This window comes from Arenibacter hampyeongensis, assembly GCF_002909255.1.
In the GTDB taxonomy this organism is placed as follows: Bacteria; Bacteroidota; Bacteroidia; order Flavobacteriales; family Flavobacteriaceae; genus Arenibacter; species Arenibacter hampyeongensis.
Window position 1 is genome coordinate 555539 of sequence record NZ_PIOB01000002.1, and the last position, 24344, is coordinate 579882.

18 protein-coding genes are annotated in these 24344 nt (G+C 39.8%); 16 read left to right on the forward strand and 2 right to left on the reverse strand.

Annotated features, from left to right (window positions below; all coding sequences use genetic code 11):
• Positions 1-4: 4 nt before the first annotated feature.
• The 4 genes from CWD91_RS07275 (at position 5) to CWD91_RS07290 (ending at position 7356) form a co-directional block, all read left to right on the forward strand.
• Positions 5-1675 carry a C45 family autoproteolytic acyltransferase/hydolase gene (locus CWD91_RS07275; protein ID WP_103440306.1) on the forward strand — a complete coding sequence of 557 codons (1671 nt, stop codon included), beginning with the start codon at positions 5-7 and terminating at the stop codon, positions 1673-1675.
• The gene (locus CWD91_RS07280) at positions 1675-2964 is read left to right on the forward strand and encodes a phenylacetate--CoA ligase family protein (protein WP_103440307.1); all 1290 of its coding nucleotides are present in this window, start codon (positions 1675-1677) and stop codon (positions 2962-2964) included. Before CWD91_RS07275 ends, CWD91_RS07280 begins: the two co-directional genes overlap by 1 nt.
• Before the next feature lie 224 nt (positions 2965-3188).
• Positions 3189-6095 carry a PEP/pyruvate-binding domain-containing protein gene (locus CWD91_RS07285; protein ID WP_103440308.1) on the forward strand — a complete coding sequence of 969 codons (2907 nt, stop codon included), beginning with the start codon at positions 3189-3191 and terminating at the stop codon, positions 6093-6095.
• A 1-nt stretch (position 6096) separates the two neighbouring features.
• Positions 6097-7356, forward strand: coding sequence for a serine hydrolase (locus CWD91_RS07290; RefSeq protein ID WP_103440309.1), 1260 nt, complete (start codon positions 6097-6099; stop codon positions 7354-7356).
• Here CWD91_RS07290 and CWD91_RS07295 read toward each other — a convergent pair.
• Both CWD91_RS07295 and CWD91_RS07300 read right to left on the reverse strand, forming a co-directional pair.
• The gene (locus tag CWD91_RS07295) at positions 7346-10201 is read right to left on the reverse strand and encodes an Npt1/Npt2 family nucleotide transporter (protein WP_239985686.1); all 2856 of its coding nucleotides are present in this window, start codon (positions 10199-10201) and stop codon (positions 7346-7348) included. The genes CWD91_RS07290 and CWD91_RS07295 overlap by 11 nt on opposite strands.
• A gap of 127 nt (positions 10202-10328) precedes the next feature.
• The gene (locus CWD91_RS07300; RefSeq protein ID WP_103440524.1) at positions 10329-11243 is read right to left on the reverse strand and encodes a serine hydrolase; all 915 of its coding nucleotides are present in this window, start codon (positions 11241-11243) and stop codon (positions 10329-10331) included.
• 398 nt (positions 11244-11641) lie between these two features.
• Here CWD91_RS07300 and udk point away from each other — a divergent pair, with 398 nt between their 5' ends.
• From udk to CWD91_RS07360, 12 genes are all read left to right on the forward strand, one after another.
• Complete coding sequence (gene udk / locus CWD91_RS07305; protein ID WP_103440310.1) at positions 11642-12250, forward strand: uridine kinase; 609 nt, start codon at positions 11642-11644, stop codon at positions 12248-12250.
• Between the two features lie 6 nt (positions 12251-12256).
• A complete protein-coding gene (locus tag CWD91_RS07310) occupies positions 12257-12589 on the forward strand; it encodes an FtsB family cell division protein (protein WP_103440311.1) in 333 nt (110 codons plus the stop codon).
• Positions 12579-13964 (forward strand): methylmalonyl-CoA mutase subunit beta, encoded by a 1386-nt coding sequence (locus CWD91_RS07315; protein ID WP_317045603.1) that lies wholly within the window; start codon positions 12579-12581, stop codon positions 13962-13964. Before CWD91_RS07310 ends, CWD91_RS07315 begins: the two co-directional genes overlap by 11 nt.
• An 82-nt stretch (positions 13965-14046) precedes the next feature.
• A complete protein-coding gene (gene scpA, locus CWD91_RS07320; protein ID WP_103440313.1) occupies positions 14047-16221 on the forward strand; it encodes a methylmalonyl-CoA mutase in 2175 nt (724 codons plus the stop codon).
• A 582-nt stretch (positions 16222-16803) separates the two neighbouring features.
• The gene (locus tag CWD91_RS07325; RefSeq protein WP_103440525.1) at positions 16804-17577 is read left to right on the forward strand and encodes a ParA family protein; all 774 of its coding nucleotides are present in this window, start codon (positions 16804-16806) and stop codon (positions 17575-17577) included.
• On the forward strand, positions 17577-18503 hold the full coding sequence (locus CWD91_RS07330; RefSeq protein WP_103440314.1) for a ParB/RepB/Spo0J family partition protein: 927 nt from the start codon (positions 17577-17579) through the stop codon (positions 18501-18503). The genes CWD91_RS07325 and CWD91_RS07330 overlap by 1 nt, the downstream gene beginning before the upstream one ends.
• On the forward strand, positions 18496-19143 hold the full coding sequence (locus CWD91_RS07335; RefSeq protein WP_103440315.1) for a DUF5683 domain-containing protein: 648 nt from the start codon (positions 18496-18498) through the stop codon (positions 19141-19143). Before CWD91_RS07330 ends, CWD91_RS07335 begins: the two co-directional genes overlap by 8 nt.
• Before the next feature lie 3 nt (positions 19144-19146).
• Complete coding sequence (gene dapB / locus CWD91_RS07340) at positions 19147-19848, forward strand: 4-hydroxy-tetrahydrodipicolinate reductase (protein WP_103440316.1); 702 nt, start codon at positions 19147-19149, stop codon at positions 19846-19848.
• Between the two features lie 85 nt (positions 19849-19933).
• Positions 19934-21667, forward strand: a complete 1734-nt coding sequence (gene lepB / locus CWD91_RS07345) for a signal peptidase I (protein WP_103440317.1) — start codon at positions 19934-19936, stop codon at positions 21665-21667.
• A 26-nt stretch (positions 21668-21693) separates the two neighbouring features.
• Complete coding sequence (locus tag CWD91_RS07350) at positions 21694-22326, forward strand: WbqC family protein (RefSeq protein ID WP_103440318.1); 633 nt, start codon at positions 21694-21696, stop codon at positions 22324-22326.
• Positions 22319-22627, forward strand: coding sequence for a DUF6122 family protein (locus CWD91_RS07355; protein ID WP_103440319.1), 309 nt, complete (start codon positions 22319-22321; stop codon positions 22625-22627). The genes CWD91_RS07350 and CWD91_RS07355 overlap by 8 nt, the downstream gene beginning before the upstream one ends.
• Positions 22628-22883: 256 nt before the next feature.
• Positions 22884-24197: a Gfo/Idh/MocA family protein gene (locus tag CWD91_RS07360; RefSeq protein ID WP_103440320.1), complete on the forward strand. Its 1314-nt coding sequence runs from the start codon at positions 22884-22886 to the stop codon at positions 24195-24197.
• The last annotated feature ends 147 nt before the right edge of the window (positions 24198-24344 follow it).

Consider the following 24344-nt stretch of genomic DNA (forward strand, 5'->3'; position numbering starts at 1 on the left):
TAGGATGCACCGGATAAAATGGATTTTATGTCTTTCTGCCCTACTTGGCCTTTTGGGCTCTTGTGGAATTACGAAATCCCTTAAGGACAGGCCCAATATAAGTACCTACAGTCCCAAAATTCCAGAAATAACAAAAACATCCGATACTTCCTTCATTTATTCCAATAACCACTTGACCAAAAACAAACAAGGCCTATGGGAACTCTATGTATCTGGAGACCCCTTGCAAAGGGGGTTAATTACAGGAGCACTTACAGAAGAGCTATTTCAGCACCAGGAGGCAATATTTTTATCCAAGGTAAAACAATTGGTGCCTTCTAAGACAAAAAGGTACTTTCTGAAAAAATTCCTGGCCTGGTACAATAGGAAAATGCATAAGAACATTCCTGAGGAAATTAAGGTAGAAATTTTGGGACTATCCAAATACGCCTCTGACGACTTTGACTACATAGCGGAACCCTATTCGAGGGTACTTTACCTTCATGGTGCCCATGATATTGGCCATGCCTTACAAGATTTGGCCCTTGTAGGATGTTCGTCCTTTGCAGCCTGGGGCGATAAATCTGAAGATGGGAGTTTGATCATTGGTAGGAATTTTGACTTTTATGCGGGGGATGATTTTGCCAAAAACAAAATAATTTCATTTGTAGACCCTACCGAAGGCCATAAATTTATGTCCGTGACATGGGGCGGGATGATGGGAGTGGTCTCCGGAATGAACGAGCATGGATTAACAGTTACGATCAACGCTGGAAAGTCTAAAATTCCAATGGTGGCCAAAACACCCATCAGTATCGTTACCAGAGAAATTTTACAATATGCAGCTACCCTGGAGGAGGCCGTGGCCATTGCCAAAAAACGCCAAGTTTTTGTTTCGGAATCTATTCTAGTGGGCAGTGCCAGAGACAAAAAAGCCTTAGTAATCGAAGTCTCACCACATAATTTTGGAGTATATGAGGTTCCCAATTCCAATCAATTGATCTGCTCCAACCACTTTCAAAGTGAGGCCTATGCAGAAGATAAAAACAACAAAAAACATATTTTCGAAAGTCATTCCAACTACAGATATGAGCGTTTGGAAGAACTCTTGGGAAACCACGAAAAAATAACTCCCAAAATTGCAGTGGACATACTTAGAAACAAAGAAGGTCTTAGGGATTTGGATATTGGTTATGGCAATGAAAAGGCATTGAACCAGTTATTGGCGCATCACGGAATTGTATTTAAACCAGAACAAGGTTTGGTTTGGATTTCTTCAAATCCCTACCAATTGGGAGAATTTGTAGCCTATGACTTAAACAAAATTTTCAAGGACAGTTTAAATCACAGGACCAAAACTACCCTTTCCATCGCTGATCAAAACATTGAAAAAGATAGTTTCCTGTATACCGAAGCGTATCAAAACTATGAGGAGTACAGGTCAATGCACGACCAAATTAAGGAAGCAGTGGAAGACGAAAAACACTTAACTCCTGAATTCCTAGAAGAATTTAAAACATTGAATCCTGAATATTGGGAAACCCACTATTGGGCAGGACGCTATTATTACAATAGAAAATATTACTTAGCTGCCTTGAATGCTTTTAAGGAGGCAAGTACAAAAGAAATCACTACAGTTCCCAAGGAAGCTATGGTACATTCGTATATTCGAAGATTAAAACGTAAATTAAAATAATGATTCCTGATATAGAAAAAGCAACCGAGGAAGAAATACAACTGTTACAAGAACAGCGTTTACGGGAATTAATTTACTATACTACCCAAAATTCGGCCTATTATAAAAGAATTTTTAAAGAAAATAATCTAGAGGCCAGCGATATACATACCTTGGCAGACTTGACCAAACTACCCACGACTTCCAAAGAAGACCTTCAAAAATATAATGATGATTTTTTGTGCGTAGATAGAAACAAGATTATTGACTACGTAACTACTTCTGGCACATTGGGCGAACCTGTCACATTTGCGCTAACAGACAATGACCTGAACCGATTGGCCTATAACGAGGCCATTTCCTTTGACTGTGCCGGTGTTACGGCAGACGATATTCTGCAATTAACAACCACTATAGACAGACGATTTATGGCGGGATTGGCTTATTTTCTGGGAGCTAGGGAGCTGGGGGCGGGAATTATTCGAGTAGGCGCCGGTATTCCCGAGCTTCAATGGGATTCTATCATTAAATTTAAACCAACCTACCTCATTGTTGTCCCGTCATTTTTATTGAAATTAATAGAATATGCGCATCAGCATGGAATAGATCCGAACAAAGCTGGGGTAAAAGGCGCCATTTGTATTGGGGAATCTCTGAGAAATGAAGACTTTTCATTGAACACCCTCGCTGCCAAAATAAAGAAAGATTGGAACATCCCCCTTTATTCCACCTATGCCTCCACAGAAATGAGCACTGCCTTTACCGAATGCAAGGCCCAACAAGGTGGCCACCATCATCCGGAATTGATCATCATTGAAATTTTGGACGATGAAGAAAAACCTGTTCCAGATGGCATGCCGGGAGAACTGACCATTACAACCTTAGGTGTTGAAGGCATGCCTTTACTGAGATTTAAAACTGGAGATATTGTTAAAGCACATACCTCCAAATGCTCCTGTGAAAGAAATACCCAACGCCTAGGCCCCGTCATTGGCAGAAAAAAACAAATGATAAAGTACAAGGGTACCACACTGTATCCCCCAGCAATGTACAACGTACTCAATTATTTTAATGAAATAGAAGCCTTTGTAATCGAAATTGCCCATAACGATATAGGAACAGATGAAATTTGTATTAAAATAGCCACTCCGAATCCTACAGATGCATTATTACAAACAATCAAAGATCACTTTCGGGCAAAGTTAAGGGTACTCCCTAAAATTGAATTCCATGATTTTACAACCCTTCAGGAATTGAGATTTCCCAAAATGAGTAGAAAACCAGTTATGGTAATAGACCATCGACTTTAATTTTGAAGCCTAGACTTGGCTCATCCGAAACATTAAATTTGTAACTCTTACGCTAATTTCTTACATTATAAAGCCATACAGCCAATATTCCGATCCTTTAACCATTTTCAACCTTTGTACCTAGTTTATTTTGGGTTTGGCCAACGAAACTAATAGTCAAATTTATTATTGCATTAAAATTGGTATTACATTTGATTAATCATTGGCAATTCCAGTGTATCACTATGAAAAAACAAATATTTATCTGCATTCTACTATTTTGTATTCCCTTTATGGGAATAGGCCAAAAATTGGGCAATCAGGAAATAAAAGATTTAATCGACTCCTATAAGAAGGACATCCGAGGGCCCTATAAGGAAATTCGCTGGTTCTGCACGGATGGCAGTATACGCCAGCCCAAAGACCCATGTCCGGATAATATTGGCCCAGGGGTTCAGCACGCCACCTATAAAAACTCGATAACCGATCTTGGAAAGAGCAACCACCTCTTCTTTGGGCAAATTTTAGCCTATACGAGCAAAGAGGAATTTTGGGATTTAGATCATAATAACTCCAGACTTAAGCAGTATCAAGTGGACAAGTATTTAAGAGCTGTTGATAACGGCTGGATTCTACAAAAGGGTCAGTTTTATCGCGGTGCCCTACAAGCGGAGGACGAAGAGGCCTGGGGCGTGGATTTTTATAAATGGCTATTATCAAACACCGAAAATTTAACCAAAAACTTTTTTCTCATTCGACAGTCCTTAAAGGATATTCCACATAATGGTGATGATAATCTGTCCCAAATTATCAGGAGCGATTCCAAGGTAATATCAGATTTAATCCCAGAATTTATGGACTTAAGGGTTAAGATCCATAGTCAACCCGATGCTGGGGATATTAATAGCGTTATGGACTTTAAAGTTAAAAATAGCAACAAGCTATCTAACGAAAATAAAGCCAAAATTGATGCTTTGGTGTCCACCATGGCCAATTTCTACAAACCAATAGATATTGCGCAGATACAAAAAAACACACCTCTTGTCAAGGATAGTCCCATCGGGGTTTCAATAAAAACCTTTGCGACAAGCTACAGCGGTGAACAAAATGCCGCAGTGCTTATTCCGGCTACGGCCGAGTTGCTTTTAGATATAAGAAAGGCCGTTTTAATGGAAGAAAATGCTGTAGCCCGTCTTCAGTTATTGGAAGCCTCTTTAAAATTGGAAGAAATAATATTCAAAAATTCTCCCCAATGGCAGCCAGTTGACCTAAACGGGTTGTTGGATAAAGTATGCTATTTGGGTATGGCCAATGCAGGGGCAGGTTATATAGAACTTGCGGAATGGGAACAACTTAATTTATCCGTTAAAGGGTCCAACACAAGCTCCATGTCCCTTGGGCAACTTACCACAGTATTGGAAAATGCACGTAGGGAAGTGGAATGGAGTTCTTCCATGGTAAAGGCAAATTATCAGGAAATCGTAGATATATTTACTGCTTTTGAACCAAAGGCCTACGGTTTTATAGACGATAAAATAAGAGGATCCATTGCGCTGCATTTAGGCCAGACCGTAGGGGAATTGGGCGATATCATTGCACAGGAATCCGCTTTGACCAATAAGGCCTTTGATATAGACAACCAAAGTGGCCTGCGCGGTCTCAATCCAGGATATGCCATGGGCGAATTGGTAGTGGTCAGCGGTTCTCCCGATGAGATCGAGGTGTCCTCGGACAAAATTTATGTTTTTCAACGTCCGCCGTCCGATCTTAAACCAATTGCAGGTATTGCCACGGTTTCAGAGGGCAATATGGTTTCCCATGTACAGCTATTGGCGCGGAATATGGGCATCCCCAATACCGCCCTTGGAGATGATAATCTAAAAAGCCTTCAAAAATTTAGCGGAGAAATAATATTTTATGCGGTATCCAATAAGGGCAATGTTATTATGAAGTTGGAAAAGGATATGTCCGAAGAGGAACGCAATTTGTTTGTCAAGTTGGAACGTAAGGAAGAAAGAATTGAAGTACCCATAGAGAATATAAGGTTGGACGAAACCGCAATACTAAACCTGAGATCGGTGGATGCAGAGGATTCGGGTAAACTTTGCGGACCAAAGGCAGCCAATTTGGGACAGTTAAAAAAAATGTTCCCGGAAAAGGTGGTGGAAGGCTTGGTTATTCCCTTCGGAATATTTCGGGACCATATGAACCAACCTATGCCCAATCAATCAGGCAGCTATTGGGAGTATCTCAGCTCCACCTTTAAGCAGGCTGAAAACATGCGTTCCGACGGCATTCCGGAAGGGGAGGTAGAAAACTATCAATTACGGCAATTGGAAAGCCTAAGGGAGGCCATAAAGGTAATGCCAATGAAAGCCGAATTCATTTCCCAATTGGAACGCGACTTTAAAGAGGTGCTTGGCAAGGCTATTGGTGAAATCCCAGTTTTTCTGAGAAGCGACACCAACATGGAGGATTTGAAGAATTTTACCGGAGCGGGATTAAACCTCACCATTTTCAATGTTGCAGCAAAAGAAAAAATAATTTCGGGAATTAAGGACGTTTGGGCTTCCCCTTATTCTGAACGCAGTTTTAAATGGAGACAAAAATACCTCCTAAACCCTGAAAATGTATTCCCTTCCATTTTGGTCATCCCAAGTGTGGACGTGGATTATTCCGGTGTACTGATTACTAAAGGGATAAGTTCTGGCAATCCTGAGGATTTGACCATTGCTTTTAGCAGGGGGGCCGGTGGTGCAGTCGATGGCCAATCGGCAGAAACTTACTTAATAAAGGATATTGGCGGCACCCAATTACTGGCACCAGCTAGGGAAATGTACCATAACAGACTTCCTGCAACAGGAGGAACTGAAAAACGAATGTCCACTTTTGAAAATTTCATCCTTAGCCACGAAAATATTAAGGAAATAAGGGATTTTGCCAAGACTATTCGTATCACTATGCCCAGGGAAACACAATCGGATTATGAAGGGGCCTATGATGTGGAGTTGGGATTCCAAAACAATAAACTTTGGTTGTTCCAAATTCGCCCTTTTGTAGAAAATAAAAAGGCATTAAGTTCCAATTATTTGGAATCTATCACCCCAAATATTGATTTGAATAAAAGCATACCACTTTCTAAAAAGATATAAGATGCGCAAGTATATTAATTATATTGTTTTACTACTGATCTGTTCTGCATTTACTACTGCGAGCTATTACCCTATTGACGGTTATTTGCACACAGGAATCAAGCGATTGAAGTATTTGGAACTCGTAAAAAGTGGGGAACTCAAGTCTACCACGGTAATTCCTCCCGGGGCTCAAAAGTCCTATATGGATATTGAACTGAACCTGCTTTCCAAAAAGGAGGATAGTGTGGGAGCCTTTCTAATGGTGGATGAGCAATTCCAAAAAGACATCAATTCCCTATTTAGGGGATTGGACAAAAGTTATTCCATTGCCGTTTTGGATATTTCCGATATAGACAGTGTTCGATTTGCCAAGCGAAATGAAACTGCAGGCTATCAACCTGGAAGTGTTGGTAAATTGGCCGTAATGGTTGCATTGTTTAACCAATTGGAGAAAATATATCCGGATTCTTTTGAAAAACGACTGGAACTTTTACGTTCCAAATCCGTAAAATCGGGCGTTTGGGGATTGACCGATGAGCATACCGTACCCATTTTTAATATGGAAACGAATAAACTTCTAAAAAGACAGGTGATCGCCAGTGATGTATTTACATTGTTCGAATGGGCAGACCATATGCTTTCAGTTAGCAACAACGGAGCTGCCAGTATTGTATGGCGGGAAGCTTTGTTAATGGCCGCCTTCTGTGAATCCTATCCCGCCCTGACCCAGGAGGAAGCGGATACCTACTTTACGACTACGCCAAAAAAGGAATTGACAGATTTGGCCAATGACGTGGTAAACCTACCTTTAAGGGAACTGGGAATTACCACGGATGAATGGAGGTTAGGAAGCTTTTTTACGTCAGGGCCCAATCGCTACGTAGGTGACAAAGGGGGCAGTATTGGTTCTCCTGTGGGTTTGATGAAATTTTTGATTCAGTTGGAGCAGGGAAAGGTGGTGGACGAAGCATCCAGCTTGGAGATGAAGCGTCTAATGTACATGACGGACCGAAGAATTAGATATGCCCAATCCCCGGCCTTAAAGCCTGCCGCCGTTTATTTTAAATCGGGCAGTTTATATAAATGCGACAGAAGTAAAGGCGAAGCCTGTGGAAAATACATGGGCAATGTAACCAATTATATGAATTCAGTGGCCATTATAGAACATCCGGACAATTGCAAATATATGGTGGTACTGATGACCAACGTATTGCGAAAGAATTCTGCTACGGACCATATGACCTTGGCCAGTAGTGTCGACAAAATTATTAAACGCTAATTTTTTTAAAGATAGTCAGAATCTTGGCGGCCTTTTTTCTTGCCTTTTCATTGGAATCCTCCAAAACCATTTCCAATATGGGATTAAATTTGGGATCTCGGGTTTTTTCAATTAGAAAAAGCACCGCTAGTTTTAGCTTTATGTCCTTTCGCTTTAAAAGGGACAAATAACTTTCGGATTCGCTAAGGACCTTTATATTGAGATTCTTTAAATTTTCTTCGGAAATTTCACCTGCCTGTATGATGGATTCCGCCACAGGTATTAATTCCTTTTTAAGCTGTATATCCAGGATATTGTCCAAAAACTCAATAGCATGTATCCGCTGTTCCTCCTTCCCTTTTAATATGGCATTAAGAATTGGATCCACGTCCTGTGGAGGATATTTTATACCCAAAAATTGAAAGATCCGCTGTAATTGCCGGTCCAACCGTAGTTCCAGCAAATGTATAAGGCCGTTCCTAGCTTCATTTTCCTCTTTTGACTCCAGTTTTTCCGGGTTCTTTTTATACTGTAATACTATTTGGGTATGAATTACGGACAGTGTACTTTGGTACAGATGGCACTCGTCCAAAATCTTATCTACAATAAAACGATCCTTTATTTTAAGATGCGGATACTTCCATTTTAGGTGTTTTAAAGCTTCAATAGCCTCAATTTTCACGGTATGCTCCGTATCTTCTGTAAGTTTTATTAAGGTATTGATGGCCTTTTGGGAAGCGAACTTCCCAATAACTCTAACTACGTAGGCGGTATCATCCGGATCAATGATTTCTTTTCTTAATCCCTCAAACAAGATATCAATGATAGGCTCCCCGTAAAAGAAGAGGGCTTCCATAGCCGATTTTCTAGTTTCCTTACTCGATAATTTGGATATAATAACATCAATAAACTGCTTGTCCAAGGTTTTTGATGCCGAAAGGATTGCAGTGTTGATAGTCTGATCGTCCTCCAAATTAAGCTGGCTATGTAATACCTCGTAAAACTTTTCAACTTTGGCATTACCAATGGTTTCCAAAATGGCAATAATTTTATTGGTCCTCTCCAGTTCGGAAGTGTTTTGCGATAGCTGGGATAAGGCATTTTCAATTCTTTGTTCCAAACTAAATCGGTCCTGCATTACCCTATTATTACGCAGCTCCATGGATAAACCAATTAGTGCCGCATTGGCTATGGTATTGTCTTCTACTGAAAGGTACCTATCCAAAAGATCCACAGGGTTTAGTTGATAATGCTTTAACAGGTATCTAAAGGCAGAGGTGGTCACTTGTTGATCCTTATCCAAGACCATAGCCTCTAATGCCGGACATAAATTTTCAGTATTTAAAAAATAAAGATTTTCAATGGCCAAAGCCCTTACCTTGGCAGACGGATTGTTTAATAGGCCTTTAATAGCCATAAAAAAACGTTCATCCTTAACTTCCAACGTCTTATTCAACATGTGCAATATCTGATTCTCGGTCCCTGTTTCAAATACCCTGATTACCGTTTCTATAATGGAAGTAACTTTTATTTCCGATTTGTTCGCCTTCTCTTTTTTAAGGGGACTATATTCCAAGAGACTCTTAAAGGAAATTATATATTCATTCCTTAAATGATAAATAAAATACAACCAGATTAATATTAGCCCAATAATAATTATACTGATGTAGGTAGAAGATATTTCCAGACCGTTTATAAAGAAAATTAGAATAAAGCCCGCCATCCCAGTAGCTATACTATCTACAACAACGTCTGTAAATGTTTTGGTCTTCTTTTTAATTTCTATGGGAATGGGTATCGAAAGCAATTCAGTTGCTGCCTTATTAACAGATTGTTTTAAGCTTCCGTCCACAATTTTAATAAACACCACTACCCAGAGTTGAGGCACAACAAGCAGCAGAAAAGAGCCCAACAATATTCCCGAAGGCAACCACAATAAAGATTTACCAACGCCAAAAGTCCCCACTATACGCTTGGTAAGGAATAACTGTATCAAAAGGGAAATAACGCTCAAGGTAGAAAACCAAAATCCAAAAAAGGAGGTTAATTCATCTTGGTCCTGAATAAACCTGGAGGCATAATCACTATACTGATAATCTACCAACTTGGCAACCAAAACACTAATTCCAATGACCACAGCGATTAAACTCAGCAGCTTGGATTGCTTGATCAACTGAAAAGGGGATTCGGCCTTGGGATTGGAACGACTGGACACCTGAAAAGGATTCAGTTTCAATACCTCATTTTTCCAAATATAACGGGTTATGGGCAAGCAACACATTAGGAGGACGGCGGCGACAAACAATAAATCCTCGGTGTATAGAATATTGGTCAAAAGAGAGGTTAAATAACCTCCAAATATACCCCCGGCAATAGCACCTGCACCAATAAAGCCAAAAACCCGTTTGGCCTCCCTAACATTATATACCAAATTGGCCATGACCCAAAACTGTGAAGCGGTCAACAATCCAAAAATAGCCACCCAAACATAAGGGATATATAGGATCAATCCATCACCTAGATTAAAATTTAGGGCAAGGCCGAATATCACCAAGGATATAACTGAGCCAATCAATGTGCGATCTACAATAACGTTCAAAGAGTACTTTTCCAAAGCCCTATCATAAAAAAAGGACCCCACAACAGCCATTATAGCTGTTAAAACATAGCCCAATGGCAGGGCCTCGGAAGTAAGTTCGGATAGAAAAAGGGAATTTATTGTAGGTTTTACGATCAATAAAACCGTAATGATGAGGAATATATTTAATTGAAGGAGAAATGTTTTGGTCAGTTCCTCCTCTTTTAAATCAAATGCCTTTAGAATGTAAGTTTTAAACGTTTTAATAAATGAAATTAGGTAGTTCAATTTTTATGCGTTTTAAAAAAAAATTCAACAGCACTCCTATCTAAAATAGATCTATAGAAGATTAAAGCCAAAATTACTTTATTGGCCAACATTATGCGAATTAATTAAGGGAATTATAATAAGAGACTTAGTTAACGGCCAAATGCACGCGCTCTGCCTTCAATACTTTTTCAACAGGCCTAACCAGATCCCTAATGATTTGCTCACCTCCGGCATCGTCTATTAAGGCTACCAAAATATAACGGCGATTGGGATTATTTCCCCAAACCAGAATGGAATCGGAATGAAAGGTTCTCCAAGAGCCCGATTTTCTATATAGTCTGGCGTCAGGAGCAATATTGTCCAGTGTATTTACAAATTTATGATGCAGTTCTGGGTCGCCCATAATATCCAACATTTGTTTGGAGCGGCCCTTGCTAACCAGTTTGCCATTGGCCAATAGATAATAATACCTGCAAACTTGGTTTACTGTTGCCGCATGCGACAAATTCTTTAGGGGTTCCCTATTGGTATCACCACCGCTTCCGTACCTTTTACCTACCCATAGTCCACCACCTTGGCTCTCATCATAGAACATATATTTTGGATCGGTCATTACGGACTCTATTTTATCATATCCCAATCGATCGATCATTCTAGTGGTTGCTTCGTTATTGGATTTGCTGATCATTGATCGCATATCCTTCCTTATTTCCTGAGTTTCCTTTAATTCCCCCTTTTCCAGGGCATCCATAGAGGACAGCAATACCGCTATTTTTGGCAAGCTGGCAGCATACATCATGTAATTGCCATTAATGCTCGCATATTTTGCATTTTCCGGATTGGATAAGTCTACTATGCCAACTGCCATCTTATTGTTGTTCATTAATGATTTCCAGGTAGGATTGGACATTAGTTCCTTTTCCAAACTTGCTTGCAAGGCACTATTAGTTAAACTGGGCAAGGGCTTAACCTTGGCATCGCCTATATTAATGGGCAGGTCTTTTTGCGCCAAAGCCAAACCTGAACATACAAATACGCACAAAATTCCAATTACGCGCATTTTCAAATGAAAATAAGATTTACCCATAATATAAACAGTATAATACTGATTGTTAAGAATTAAATATGAACCTCAATTTTATAGAAACACTGCAAAACCGATCAAAGATATTCTATAATCGTGTTCGACATCTGTTAAATTTTATACTTCAACAAAAAACAAAGAACCTAATTAATATAACGCTTAATTAGTCATATTCTGATTTTACCCTGTTAAAATTTATTACCACTGCACCTAAAAAGGTTCCACTACCTTATTGAAACAATAAGGTCCATGTAGGCCGTCTTTATATATACGAAGTAATTGGATAAAAAGTTTAGGTGTTTATAGGATAGGCATCCATTTTAATCATGACAGTTTGATTGCAAATTGTTATTTTTGGAACAAATTAGGGATACATGTTGGTAATTGGTATTGCGGGTGGTACGGGTTGTGGAAAAACTACGGTTGTAAATCAAATTATAAATGAATTACCTTATGAGGAAGTTGGGGTTATTTCACAAGATTCTTACTATTGCGACCTGTCGCACCTATCATATGACGAACGCTCACAAGTAAATTTTGACCATCCACGTGCCATAGATTTTGAATTATTGGGCAAGCATTTAGAGGATTTAAAAAAAGGAATTCCAATTCAGCAACCCGTATATTCTTTTGTAAAACACAACCGCACCAGTGATACTATTCTTACACACCCGAGAAAGGTGATGATCGTAGAAGGTATCCTAATAATGACAAATCCTACTATAAGGGAGATGTTCGACATTAAAATATTTGTTCATGCCGATTCGGATGAGCGATTGATAAGGCGTTTAAAAAGGGATATCACTGAACGCGGCAGGGATTTGGATGAAGTTTTAACACGGTATCAAAATACCCTTAAGCCCATGCACAATCAATTTATAGAGCCTACAAAGGAATATGCGGATATAATTATTCCGAACAATAAATACAATACCGTAGCTGTAGATATCGTAAGGACCATAATCAACGAAAAATTAAGTTAAACACCTATGGGAATCAAAGGGATAAGAAAGAAAAAATGGTTTGGCCTGGTCACCAATATGTATGTTTTGGTCCTAACGGTTTTTGTTGTTTGGATGGTTTTTTTCGATACCAACTCCCTTCTAATACATTGGGAACTAAAAAAGCAAATAAACAATCTGGAAAAACAGAAAGATTTTCTTCATGAAGAGATAGCAAGGGACAAAAAAATAATAGAAAAATTATCCGATCCCGAGGAGCTGGAAAAATTTGCCAGGGAACACTACTATTTGAAAAGAAAGAATGAAGAGATATATCTAATTGAATACGAGGATAGTCTAAAAACAAAGGATGATGAATAAGCCTGAACTCTTTAACGATTTTCCGGAGATTTCTTCCAAGGCTTGGAAGCAAAAAATCCAGTTCGAGTTGCGAGGTGAGGATTACAATGAAAAGTTAGTATGGGAATCCTCTGAGGGCATTAAAGTAAAACCCTTTTATAACACAGAGGACCTAAAGGGGCTCAATATAACGGGAGCCAAAAAAAATTCTGGCTGGAACATTGGACAGGGAATATTCTCGGGAAATGCCAAATTAGCCAACAAAAAGGCCTTGGACGCCATTGCAAGGGGAGCTGAGAGTATCCTATTTACCATTCCATCCGAAAAAATCAAGATTCAGGAGCTTCTTAAAGAAGTTGACCCAGGGCAAACAACTATTTATTTTAACCTTCAATTCCTATCATCCTCCTATATCATATCTATATTGGAGGCCACCAAGAACCAAATCAACAAGGTTTATCTCAATGTAGATATTATTGGTCATTTGGCCAGAAATGGCAACTGGCAATACAACCTCAATCAAGATCATAAAATATTAGGGGATATTCTAAATCTACATCACACCCATACCTTGAGTGTAGATGTTGCCCTCTATGGAAATGCCGGGGCCAATCCAATGCAGCAACTGGCCTACGCCATAGCCCATGCCAATGAATACTTAAACCATTTAAACGAGCACCATAAGGATGCACTTAAAACAACTGTAATTACCTTTAAGGTTTCAGTTGGCAGTAATTATTTCTTTGAAATTGCAAAACTTAGGGCCCTAAGGATATTGTTTGGGACACTTGCACAAGAATTCGGGGCTTTGGAGCAGTGCCATATAATAGCCACTCCTACCTTTAGAAATAAAACACTGTACCATTACAACAGTAATATGTTACGAACCACCACCGAATGTATGTCAGCTATTTTAGGGGAGGCAGATACGGTAATAAATACACCATATGATGCCCACTATCACAAGGATAATGAATTTGGTGAACGAATGGCAAGAAATCAATTGCTGATTTTGAAAAACGAGAGCTATCTTGACAAAGTGGACAATGCGGCGGATGGATCATATTATATAGAATCCATCACGCATCAACTTGCATCCAAAGCACTCGAATTATTTAAACAAATCGAAACTGGGGGAGGGTTTTTGGCACAATTGAAAGAGCACATCATTCAAAAAAAATTAAAGGAAAGCGCAGCCAAAGAACAAGAAAATTTCAATAAGCTAGACAAAATCCTCGTAGGCACCAATAAGTATGCTTCCAAGTTGGATAAAATGAAAGATAATTTAGAAATATATCCCTTTGTAAAAACGCATGCCCGGAAAACCTTGATCGAGCCGATAATTGAAAAACGCTTGTCCGAGGATTGGGAACAAAAGCGATTAAAAACTGAATAACAGCTTGGTCCGAACTGTTTAAAAAAGTTGTGAAATTTCTAAAAGGTCCAATTGATACATTAGGATAAGACGATTCAAAATAATGGCAAGAAAAAATCTTCAACAAATTCAACTGAGGGCGGTTCCCGAAACGAACTCAAAAGAGCATGCCCAACAATTGCCATTTGAGACAGCGGAAGGAATTCTCCTAAAAAAAACATATTCCCTAGCGGATATTGAAGATTTGGAACATTTGAATTTTGCTGCGGGCACACCTCCCTTTCTCCGAGGACCTTATAGCACCATGTATGTCAGTAGACCTTGGACTATAAGGCAGTACGCCGGATTCTCCACGGCTGAAGAGAGCAATGAATTTTACAAAAAAAATCTAAGCGCCGGACAAAAGGGTCTTTCCGTTGCCTTTGACCTTCCTACGCATAGAGGATATGACAGTGATCATCCACGTGTGGTCGGTGATGTTGGAAAAGCTGGGGTAGCCATTGATTCCGTAGAGGATATGAAGATTTTGTTCCAGGATATTCCATTGGATAAAATGTCGGTCTCCATGACCATGAACGGTGCAGTGTTGCCCATACTGGCATTTTATATTGTAGCGGCAGAGGAACAGGGTGTTTTACCCAAAGAACTCTCAGGTACCATTCAAAATGACATCCTTAAGGAATTCATGGTCAGAAACACCTATATCTACCCTCCTGGACCATCTATGCAGATCGTTGCAGATATTTTTGAATTTACCAGCAAGTTTATGCCCCAGTTTAATAGTATAAGCATTTCTGGCTATCATATGCACGAGGCAGGAGCAACTGCCGATATTGAATTGGCCTATACCTTGGCAGACGGACTGGAATATATTAGGACTGGATTAAAAGCTGGATTGAATATAGACGATTTTGCCCCCAGATTGTCCTTCTTTTGGGGAATTGGGATGAATCATTTCATGGAAATTGCAAAAATGCGGGCCGGCAGAATGCTATGGGCCAAATTGGTAAAACAATTTAATCCTAAAAATGAAAAATCGCTTACTTTAAGGACGCATTGCCAAACCAGTGGATGGAGCCTTACGGAGCAGGACCCATTCAATAATATTACCAGAACAACCATAGAAGCTGCTGCGGCAGTTTTTGGCGGCACCCAGAGTTTACACACCAATGCCTTGGATGAGGCAATAGCACTACCAACGGATTTTTCTGCACGAATTGCCCGTAACACCCAATTATATTTACAGCATGAGACCGAAATCACAAAAACGGTAGACCCCTGGGCCGGCAGTTATTATCTAGAAAAACTAACGGACGAAATAGTACATAAAGCTTGGGCCCTAATGGAAGAAGTGGAAGCATTGGGCGGCATGACCAAGGCCATTGACGCTGGCATCCCAAAATTAAGGATTGAGGAAGCGTCTGCAAAAAAACAAGCAAGAATAGACAGTGGAAGGGATATCATTGTGGGCATCAATAAATATAGGACCAAGGAAGAGGATACCCTTCATATATTGGAAGTGGATAATGCCGAGGTAAGAAGGCAACAACTGGCACGCCTACATCTAGTAAAGGAAAATAGAAATGAGGTTGTTGTTAGGCAATCACTACAGAAACTTACCGAGGTTGCAAAACATAGAATTACCTCTCAAGCGCCTAAAACAGCCAACAAATCTGATGTAGATGGGGAAAATTTATTAGCTTTAGCTATCAAGGCCGCCAGGGCACGAGCTACATTGGGCGAGATCAGCGCCGCATTGGAAAATGCTTTTGGCCGGCACAAGGCAACTATAAATTCATTTACCGGAGTGTATTCAAAAGAAATTAAAGGAGATGACAGCTTTGGCAAGGCTAGGGAAATGGCAGACAAGTTTGCCGAAATGGAAGGCCGTAGACCTAGGATTATGATTGCCAAAATGGGTCAGGATGGTCACGACCGCGGTTCCAAAGTGGTGGCAACAGCATATGCCGATCTAGGTTTTGATGTTGATATTGGACCACTGTTCCAAACTCCGGCCGAAGTAGCCAAACAAGCCGTGGAAAACGATGTGCATGTATTGGGTATTTCTTCCTTGGCGGGCGGACATAAGACCTTGGTACCACAAGTTCTACAGGAATTAAAATCCTATGGGCGGGAAGATATTATGGTAATCGTAGGCGGAGTAATCCCTAAACAGGATTATGACTTTTTGTACGATGCCGGAACAGTAGCTATTTTTGGTCCCGGTACAAAAATAAGCGATACGGCCATCCAACTTCTAGAAATCCTGAGCGCATAATATACGTAGTTCGTGAACAGGAAGTTATGATATGGGTTATATTGATTTTAAATTGTTAACAACTGTTTAGGACAATATTACCCGGCAGACCCTGTCTGGTCGCAGACGGACACATCCCGATGATTTACCGGGAAGAACCTTACTTTAAAAATATAATTGCCAAAATCTCTCAACTACACTTTAGGAGACAGAAACATATACATTAATTGATAATCAGGTATTTGAGTCTATTTATAAAATGAAACTCATATTAATCGGGTTTAAACTTCAAAGTAAGCCTTGAACCACAATTGGGAAATAAGTCCATGTACAAGTACATTTAATCAATGACCCCTCTTTTTTTGGATTCGTTCTACTTTTTTCCTACAATCTGGTTGAGGCTTTTAATAATTGGGTCCCATTAATAAGTTGTGTATAAGTGATTCACTAAAAAACAATAAACCTATAATAGCCTGACAACAAATCCCATACAACTTTAACTCACTTTAACGTTAAAGACTACAGTTATTCACCCAGTGTTAACAAAATACATTTTATAACAACTTAAATAATCGTATTTTTACCCCCTAACTTACTATGATAATGGGCAAAATAATTGCTATTGCTAATCAAAAAGGTGGCGTAGGAAAAACTACTACTTCGGTAAATTTGGCCGCCTCTTTGGGTGTATTGGAAAAAAAGGTATTACTAATAGACGCTGACCCCCAGGCTAATGCAACTTCAGGATTAGGTTTGGATGTGGATAGTATCGAATTTGGAACCTACCAAGTATTGGAGCATTCCAAAACAGCCGAAGAAACCATCATTAAGACCTCCTCCCCAAATGTAGATCTTATCCCGGCACATATTGATCTTGTAGCCATCGAAATCGAATTGGTGGATAAGGACGACAGGGAGTATATGATGAAAAAAGCCATTCGAGGCCTAAAGGACAAATACGACTATATTCTTATAGATTGTGCACCTTCACTTGGCCTTTTAACTTTGAACGCCCTAACTGCGGCCGATTCTGTTATGATCCCCATACAATGCGAATATTTTGCATTGGAAGGACTGGGCAAATTACTGAATACCATTAAGAGTGTTCAAAAAATACATAATCCGGATTTGGATATTGAAGGTATGGTACTTACCATGTACGATTCCAGGTTAAGGCTATCCAACCAAGTTGTGGAAGAGGTAAAGAAGCACTTTTCCGAAATGGTGTTCGATACGATCATCCAAAGAAATGTTAGGCTAAGTGAAGCCCCAAGTTATGGTGAAAGTATTATTAAATATGATGCCAGTAGTAAAGGAGCCGCCAATTATTTAAATTTGGCACATGAAGTAGTAGTGAAAAACAAGGAGACAGTATAATGGCGAAAGCAATAAAAAAACAAGCGTTGGGCCGTGGTTTATCAGCCCTATTAAAAGATCCGGAAAACGATATTCAGTCGGCTACGGACAAGAATGCCGATAAAGTAGTGGGCAACATTGTAGAATTGGATTTGGACGCAATAGACGTAAATCCGTTTCAACCGCGTTCCAATTTTAATGATGAAGCCTTACAGGAACTGGCCTCTTCCATAAAGGAATTGGGAGTTATACAGCCAATAACCGTAAGAAAACTAGATTTTAACAAATATCAATTAGTTTCTGGTGAACGCAGGTACAGGGCATCAAAATTAATTGGACTGGAGACCATTCCGGCCTATATCCGCATTGCCAATGACCAGGAATCCCTTGAAATGGCCTTGGTCGAAAATATACAGCGACAGGATCTGGACCCCATAGAAATTGCACTTTCCTACCAAAGATTGATTGATGAAATTCAGTTGACCCAGGAAAAAATGAGTGAGAGGGTGGGAAAAAAACGCTCTACGATAACCAACTACTTACGATTACTGCGCTTAGATCCCATTATTCAGACGGGAATAAGGGATGGTTTTGTAACTATGGGCCACGGAAGGGCCTTGGTAAATGTGGATAAAAAGCAAGATCAAATTGCCCTTTACGAAAAAATAGTAGGTGAAAATCTTTCGGTCAGGGACACGGAAAAAGCAGTTAAGGATTATCAAGATGGCAATTCCGACGCCGACCCAATTAATTCCATTGTGGCAAAAGGGCAAAAGAAATTGGCCATAAACCCAGATTTCATTGACAAAAACCTTGGTCACCTTTCAGATTTTTTATCTGTAAAAGTAGATATTAAAGCCTCTGAAAAAGGGAAAGGAAAAATCACCATACCCTTTCATTCCAAGGAGGAATTCAATAGGTTAAAAAAATTGATTACGGGTGAGTAAATATCTTGTTTCTCTGGCTGTATTTTTTCTTTTTATAACTTTCGGACTTGCCCAAGAGGAAGAGAAGACTACCCAGGCATCAGATTCTATTAAAACCACTCTTAAAAAACAGGGGATTTCAGTAGTAGACACCCTAAAAGTCAAAAGGAAAGCCATAAATCCTTTGGCACCAAGTAAGGCAGCCTTCTATTCCGCCGTATTTCCCGGACTTGGTCAAATATACAATAGACGTTATTGGAAAGCTCCCATTGTTTATGCCATAATGGGTGGTGGAATATATGGCTACATATACAATGACGACCTCTATGACCGCTTTAGAACGGCATTTAAACGCAGACAAGCAGGATTTACAGATGATGAATTTTATGACCTGGGAACGCCCAATGCCCCTGGGGCAGATCCGGACTTTTCCGAAGCGGCCTTGGAAAGTGCACAGGAACGATATCAAGAAGATAGAGATTTATGGCTCCTGGTCACAATTGCCATGTACGCCCTAAATATTGTAGATGCAAATGTTGATGCACATTTAAAACAATTCAATGTGGACGATGACCTAAGTATGGATTTAAAACCGTATTTGGACATGGACGCCATTACCGCCAAACCAGTTTATGGCTTGGCCTTAACCATTAAGTTTTAATTTATGAATATTGCCTTGTTTGGATATGGTAAAATGGGTAAAATGATCGAACAGATCGCCCTTAAAAGAAACCATAATATAGTAGCAAAAATTGACTTGGATGCAACAGATATAGATTTTTCGGAAATCGATGTTGCCATTGATTTTAGTATGCCAAACGCTGCTTTTGGAAACATAAAAAACTGTCTAGAACACAACGTTCCCATCATTTCAGGAACTACCGGCTGGTTGGAAGATTACCAAAAGGCGGTGGACCTTTGCAATGTGAACCAAGGTGCATTTATCTACGCCTCCAACTTTAGTTTGGGCGTCAACCTTTTTTTTGAGCTAAATTCCTATTTGGCAAAAATGATAGGCTCCCAAAAACAATACCGAGTTTCCATGGAAGAAATCCACCATACCCAAAAATTGGATGCACCCAGCGGAACAGCAATTACTTTGGCCGAAGGCGTTATTAACGAAACCGATTACACCAAATGGAAATTGGACAATGCAGGGGACAGTGAAATTCCTATTACAGCAAAGCGAATCGCCGATACCCCAGGTACCCATACAGTTTCCTATGAAAGCGAAGTAGACAGCATTGAAATTAAACATACTGCCCATAACAGGGAAGGCTTTGCACTAGGGGCTGTAATAGCAGCAGAATGGATTGTGGGAAAAACAGGTGTCTTCACCATGAAAGACGTGTTAAACCTTAGTTAAAGAACGTAACAAAGATCAACATAAAATGACTTAAAGATTGAAGAGTTACTAAAAGCCCATCAATCATTAAATAATAATTACCAATATGAACGGCACACAGTGGATTATTTTTATTTTAATTATTCAGGTGATACATTTTTTAGGCACCTGGAAATTATATGTAAAAGCAGGTAGAAAACCTTGGGAAGCAGCAATCCCTGTTTATAATGCCATAGTGCTGATGCAAATTATCAACAGGCCTAAATGGTGGGTAATTTTGCTTTTTATTCCAATAATTAATTTATTGATGTTTCCGGTTGTCTGGGTTGAAACCCTTAGAAGTTTTGGAAAAAACAGCTTATTGGATACCTGGTTGGCCATATTGACCTTAGGGCTTTATATTTACTATGTCAACTATTTTGAAGACGTAAAATATATTGAAAACAGGGATATACACCCTAAAAGTGCCTTGGGCGAGTGGGTTAGTTCCATTGTATTTGCCATAGTCGCCGCTACTTTGGTCCATACCTATCTGATCCAACCCTTTGTTATTCCTACAAGTTCTTTGGAAAAAACCTTGCTGGTTGGGGATTTCCTTTTCGTAAGCAAATTTCACTATGGAGCGAGGATACCAATGACTACAGTGGCCGCACCTATGGTTCACGATACGCTGCCCGTATTGAAAACAAGATCCTACGTTGCCGATGTTGATCCCGCAACCTATAGGACTTCAATTTGGAACAAATTACAGTTACCCTATCTTAGATTTCCTGGATTTAAAAAAGTGAAAAGAAACGACATTGTTGTTTTTAGCTGGCCGGCCGATACGGTTTACCAGTTCTTTAAAAAACAGAAGGGAGTACGCAAGCCTATAGACAAAAAATCGAACTATGTAAAACGCTGTGTTGGGGTACCGGGCGATTCCCTGACCATTAAAGATGGATATGTTTACATTAATGGTGAAAAAACCGTTTTACCATATAGGGCAAAGCCGGAATTCTTGCACACCGTTGCTGTAGACGGACAGTTTTCCAATGCCGCCATTGAACTATTGGGTCGGGAGAACCTATCCGGTAACGTAATTAGGGTACCCAACAGCTCGCTACAGCAGGAACGGGCTTCGGAGGTAATAACTGCTATGAATTTGGAACAGATAAAATCAGATTCATCTTATACTTATTACGCCGGCAATGTGGGCAACCAAAAGGTTAAGGAATATCTAAAGTCTGAGGACATGAAGAACATGGCGCTCTTTAACCTAACCGAAGAGGAAGCCAGGAATTATACTGGGAAAGACGGTATTACCTCCATTAATAAATTTGCCTATAAAAATGCAGACACCTCTATATTCCCACAAAATGCCGCACATTCCGGTACCGTGGACAATATGGCCTCCATCTACATTCCGGAAAAAGGAAAAACGGTACCACTTAACCTCGAAGTCCTCCCCATTTATGAAAAAATAATTAAGGAATATGAAGGAAATGAACTTGACGTAAATGGAAATCAGATCATCATTAATGGCGAAGTGACCAACTCCTACACCTTTAATCAAAATTACTATTGGATGATGGGTGATAACAGACATCGATCGGAAGATAGCCGTTTCTGGGGATATGTCCCTGAGGACCATATTGTAGGAACTCCAATTTTTATATGGATGAGTATAGATGGCATCAATGATGGCATGAGCAATTGGAAAGTAAGGTGGGACAGGGTTTTTACAACGGTAAACGGCGAAGGTGAACCTACCTCCTATTTTAAGTATTTTCTAATCTTATTGGCCGCCTGGTTTATTTTTGATTTCTTCAGGAAAAAGAAAACAGTAGCCAAGAAATAATTATTGCTACAACAATTTTCGAAACCATGAAACTTTTGCTTCATCCGGGCTATTTCCCCAATATTGCCAATTTTGCTGCGATAGCTCAGAATGATGTATGCTGGGAGGTGATGGACAATTATCAAAAACAGACCTTTCGCAACAGGTGCTATATCTGTACGGACCTTGGAATGCACATGCTTAATATCCCCATAAAACATGTTGGAAACAAAAAGGGGAAACAACGGTATGGTGACGTAAAAGTTGACAATGATTATCCTTGGCAGAGACAGCACTGGCGCACCTTGGAAACGGCGTACAGAACCTCTCCCTTCTTCGAGTTTTACGAAGATGATATTGCCCCATTATACCATACAACATTTAATTCTTTAATGGATTTTAACCTCAAAAGTATTGAGACTATCTGTGAATGTTTTCAAATAGAAATGCCTATAGGGACAACTGAGAGCTATGAAGTTGATGTTACGGACAAAATAGACGGAAGGTTCTTAATAAATTCCAAATCAAAGTTTGCATTTGAACAGCCACAATACGTTCAGGTTTTCGATGACAGAAATGACTTTATTCCCAACTTAAGTGTTTTGGATCTTTTATTTAATGAAGGCACCAATGCACTTACCTATCTTAAAGACATCAAAATAAACCTTCGCAATGCTTAGGTTTTGTGTACACTACGGCATTCATTTTTTACTTCCAATTATTATTGGACTGTATTTTTACAAAGAACACCGACTAAAAATAATTTTAATCCTATTGGCCGGAATATTTATTGATTTGGACCATTTATGGGCAAATCCAATTTTTGACCCCAACCGATGTAGCATCAACTTTCATTTTCTACACACCTATTGGGCCATTGCCGGCTATTTCCTATTGTTATTTATCCAAAAAACAAGAGTTTTTGGAATAGCCTTTTTAATACATATTTTGGCGGACTCCGCAGATTGTTATTTAATGTAATTCCAGCCCTGGCCCAACTTGGCCATCTACCTAAATTTGCCTGTCTGTGATTGCCATTATTCCAAGAACCTCAGCACCTACTTTAAGTGGGCATTGGACCATTTTGAATATCTAATTCCCTCCTCCAACTTTATCTTTAAACCAGAACTACAAGAATGACACAAACACTATTTAAGCATCCTATGTACTATAAAAATTTATCACTATTTTGTATGTCCCTTTGCTTAAGGATAAATCTAATTCATAACTAAAAAAAATGAAAAACCATACATCTAATAACTCACCTACCCCTGGACGTAGGGAATTTATAAAGAAATCAGGAATAGCCCTTATAGGGAGTTCATTGGCATACCCATCTGTTTCATTTGGTGCTGCCAATCTTTATAAGGATTCCCCACTTAAGATAGGCCTGATTGGTTGCGGCGGGCGCGGAACTGGCGCTGCAGCTCAGGCATTGGAGGCCGACCCCAACGTGGTTCTATACGCCATGGGGGATGTTTTTGAAGATCGATTGGAAGAAGCTCATGCGGCACTGGTCAAGATTGCGGGCGACAAAATAAAAGTGGAAAAGCATAACAAGTTTATTGGTTTCGATGCCTATCTAAAAGTAATTGAATCTGGCGTAGATGTGGTATTGTTAACTACACCACCTGCATTTAGACCAGACCATTTAACTGCAGCGGTAAATGCCGGAAAACATGTTTTTTGCGAAAAACCCGTAGCGGTGGACGCTCCTGGAGTCCACAAAGTTCTGGCTGCAGCAAAAAAGGCCAAAGAGAAAAACCTCTCCTTGGTTTCCGGTTTCTGTTTCAGGTATGATTATCCCAATAGGGCCATTTACGGCCGTGTTCTGGATGGGGAAATAGGGGACATTAGGACGGTAACCACATTTCGCCACGGAGGTGAGGCCTGGTACAAGGACCGCCAACCGAATTGGACCGATATGACCTATAACATGCGTAACTGGTATTATTACAACTGGCTGTCGGGAGACTTTATTGTAGAACAGGCTGTTCATAGTTTGGACATGATGTCTTGGGTGATGGGAGATAAAATGCCGGTAAGTGCAACTGGAACTGGAGGGCGACAGGTAAGGGTAGACAAAAAATACGGCAATATCTTTGATCACTTTGCCGTAGAATTTGAATACGCCGATGGAGCAAAAGGCTATCATTTTACAAGGCAACAAAGCGATACCTCCCATAAAAATAGCGTTGAAGTATTTGGTAGCGTTGGCAGCGCCATTGTACATATTGGGCGAAAGTATGAAATTACGGGTAAAAACAAATGGACATACGAGGGCGAAAGAAACAATATGTTCCAGACCGAACACGATGAACTTTTCGCATCTATCAGAAATGGAAACCCGATTAACAATGGTGAATGGATGGCAACCAGTACCATGTTGGCCATTTGGGCCAGAATGGTGGGTTATACCGGACAGACCATTAGCTGGGAACAGGCCTTCAACTCCCAGGAGTCCCTGGGACCAAAAGTGGATGAATATCATTGGGATTTAAAATGGCCCACACCCCCCATAGCCGTGCCCGGTAAAACTAAATTTCTATAGCATTCCAAATCATGATCAAATACTATTTAAGTGCCAAGCGTATAATGTCCTCAGAACAAATACAAACAATCAAATGAAACTATTCCTAAAACTAAGTCTACCAATTTTCCTGTTGGTCAGTGCATCCGTATTGGCCCAGATCAAACC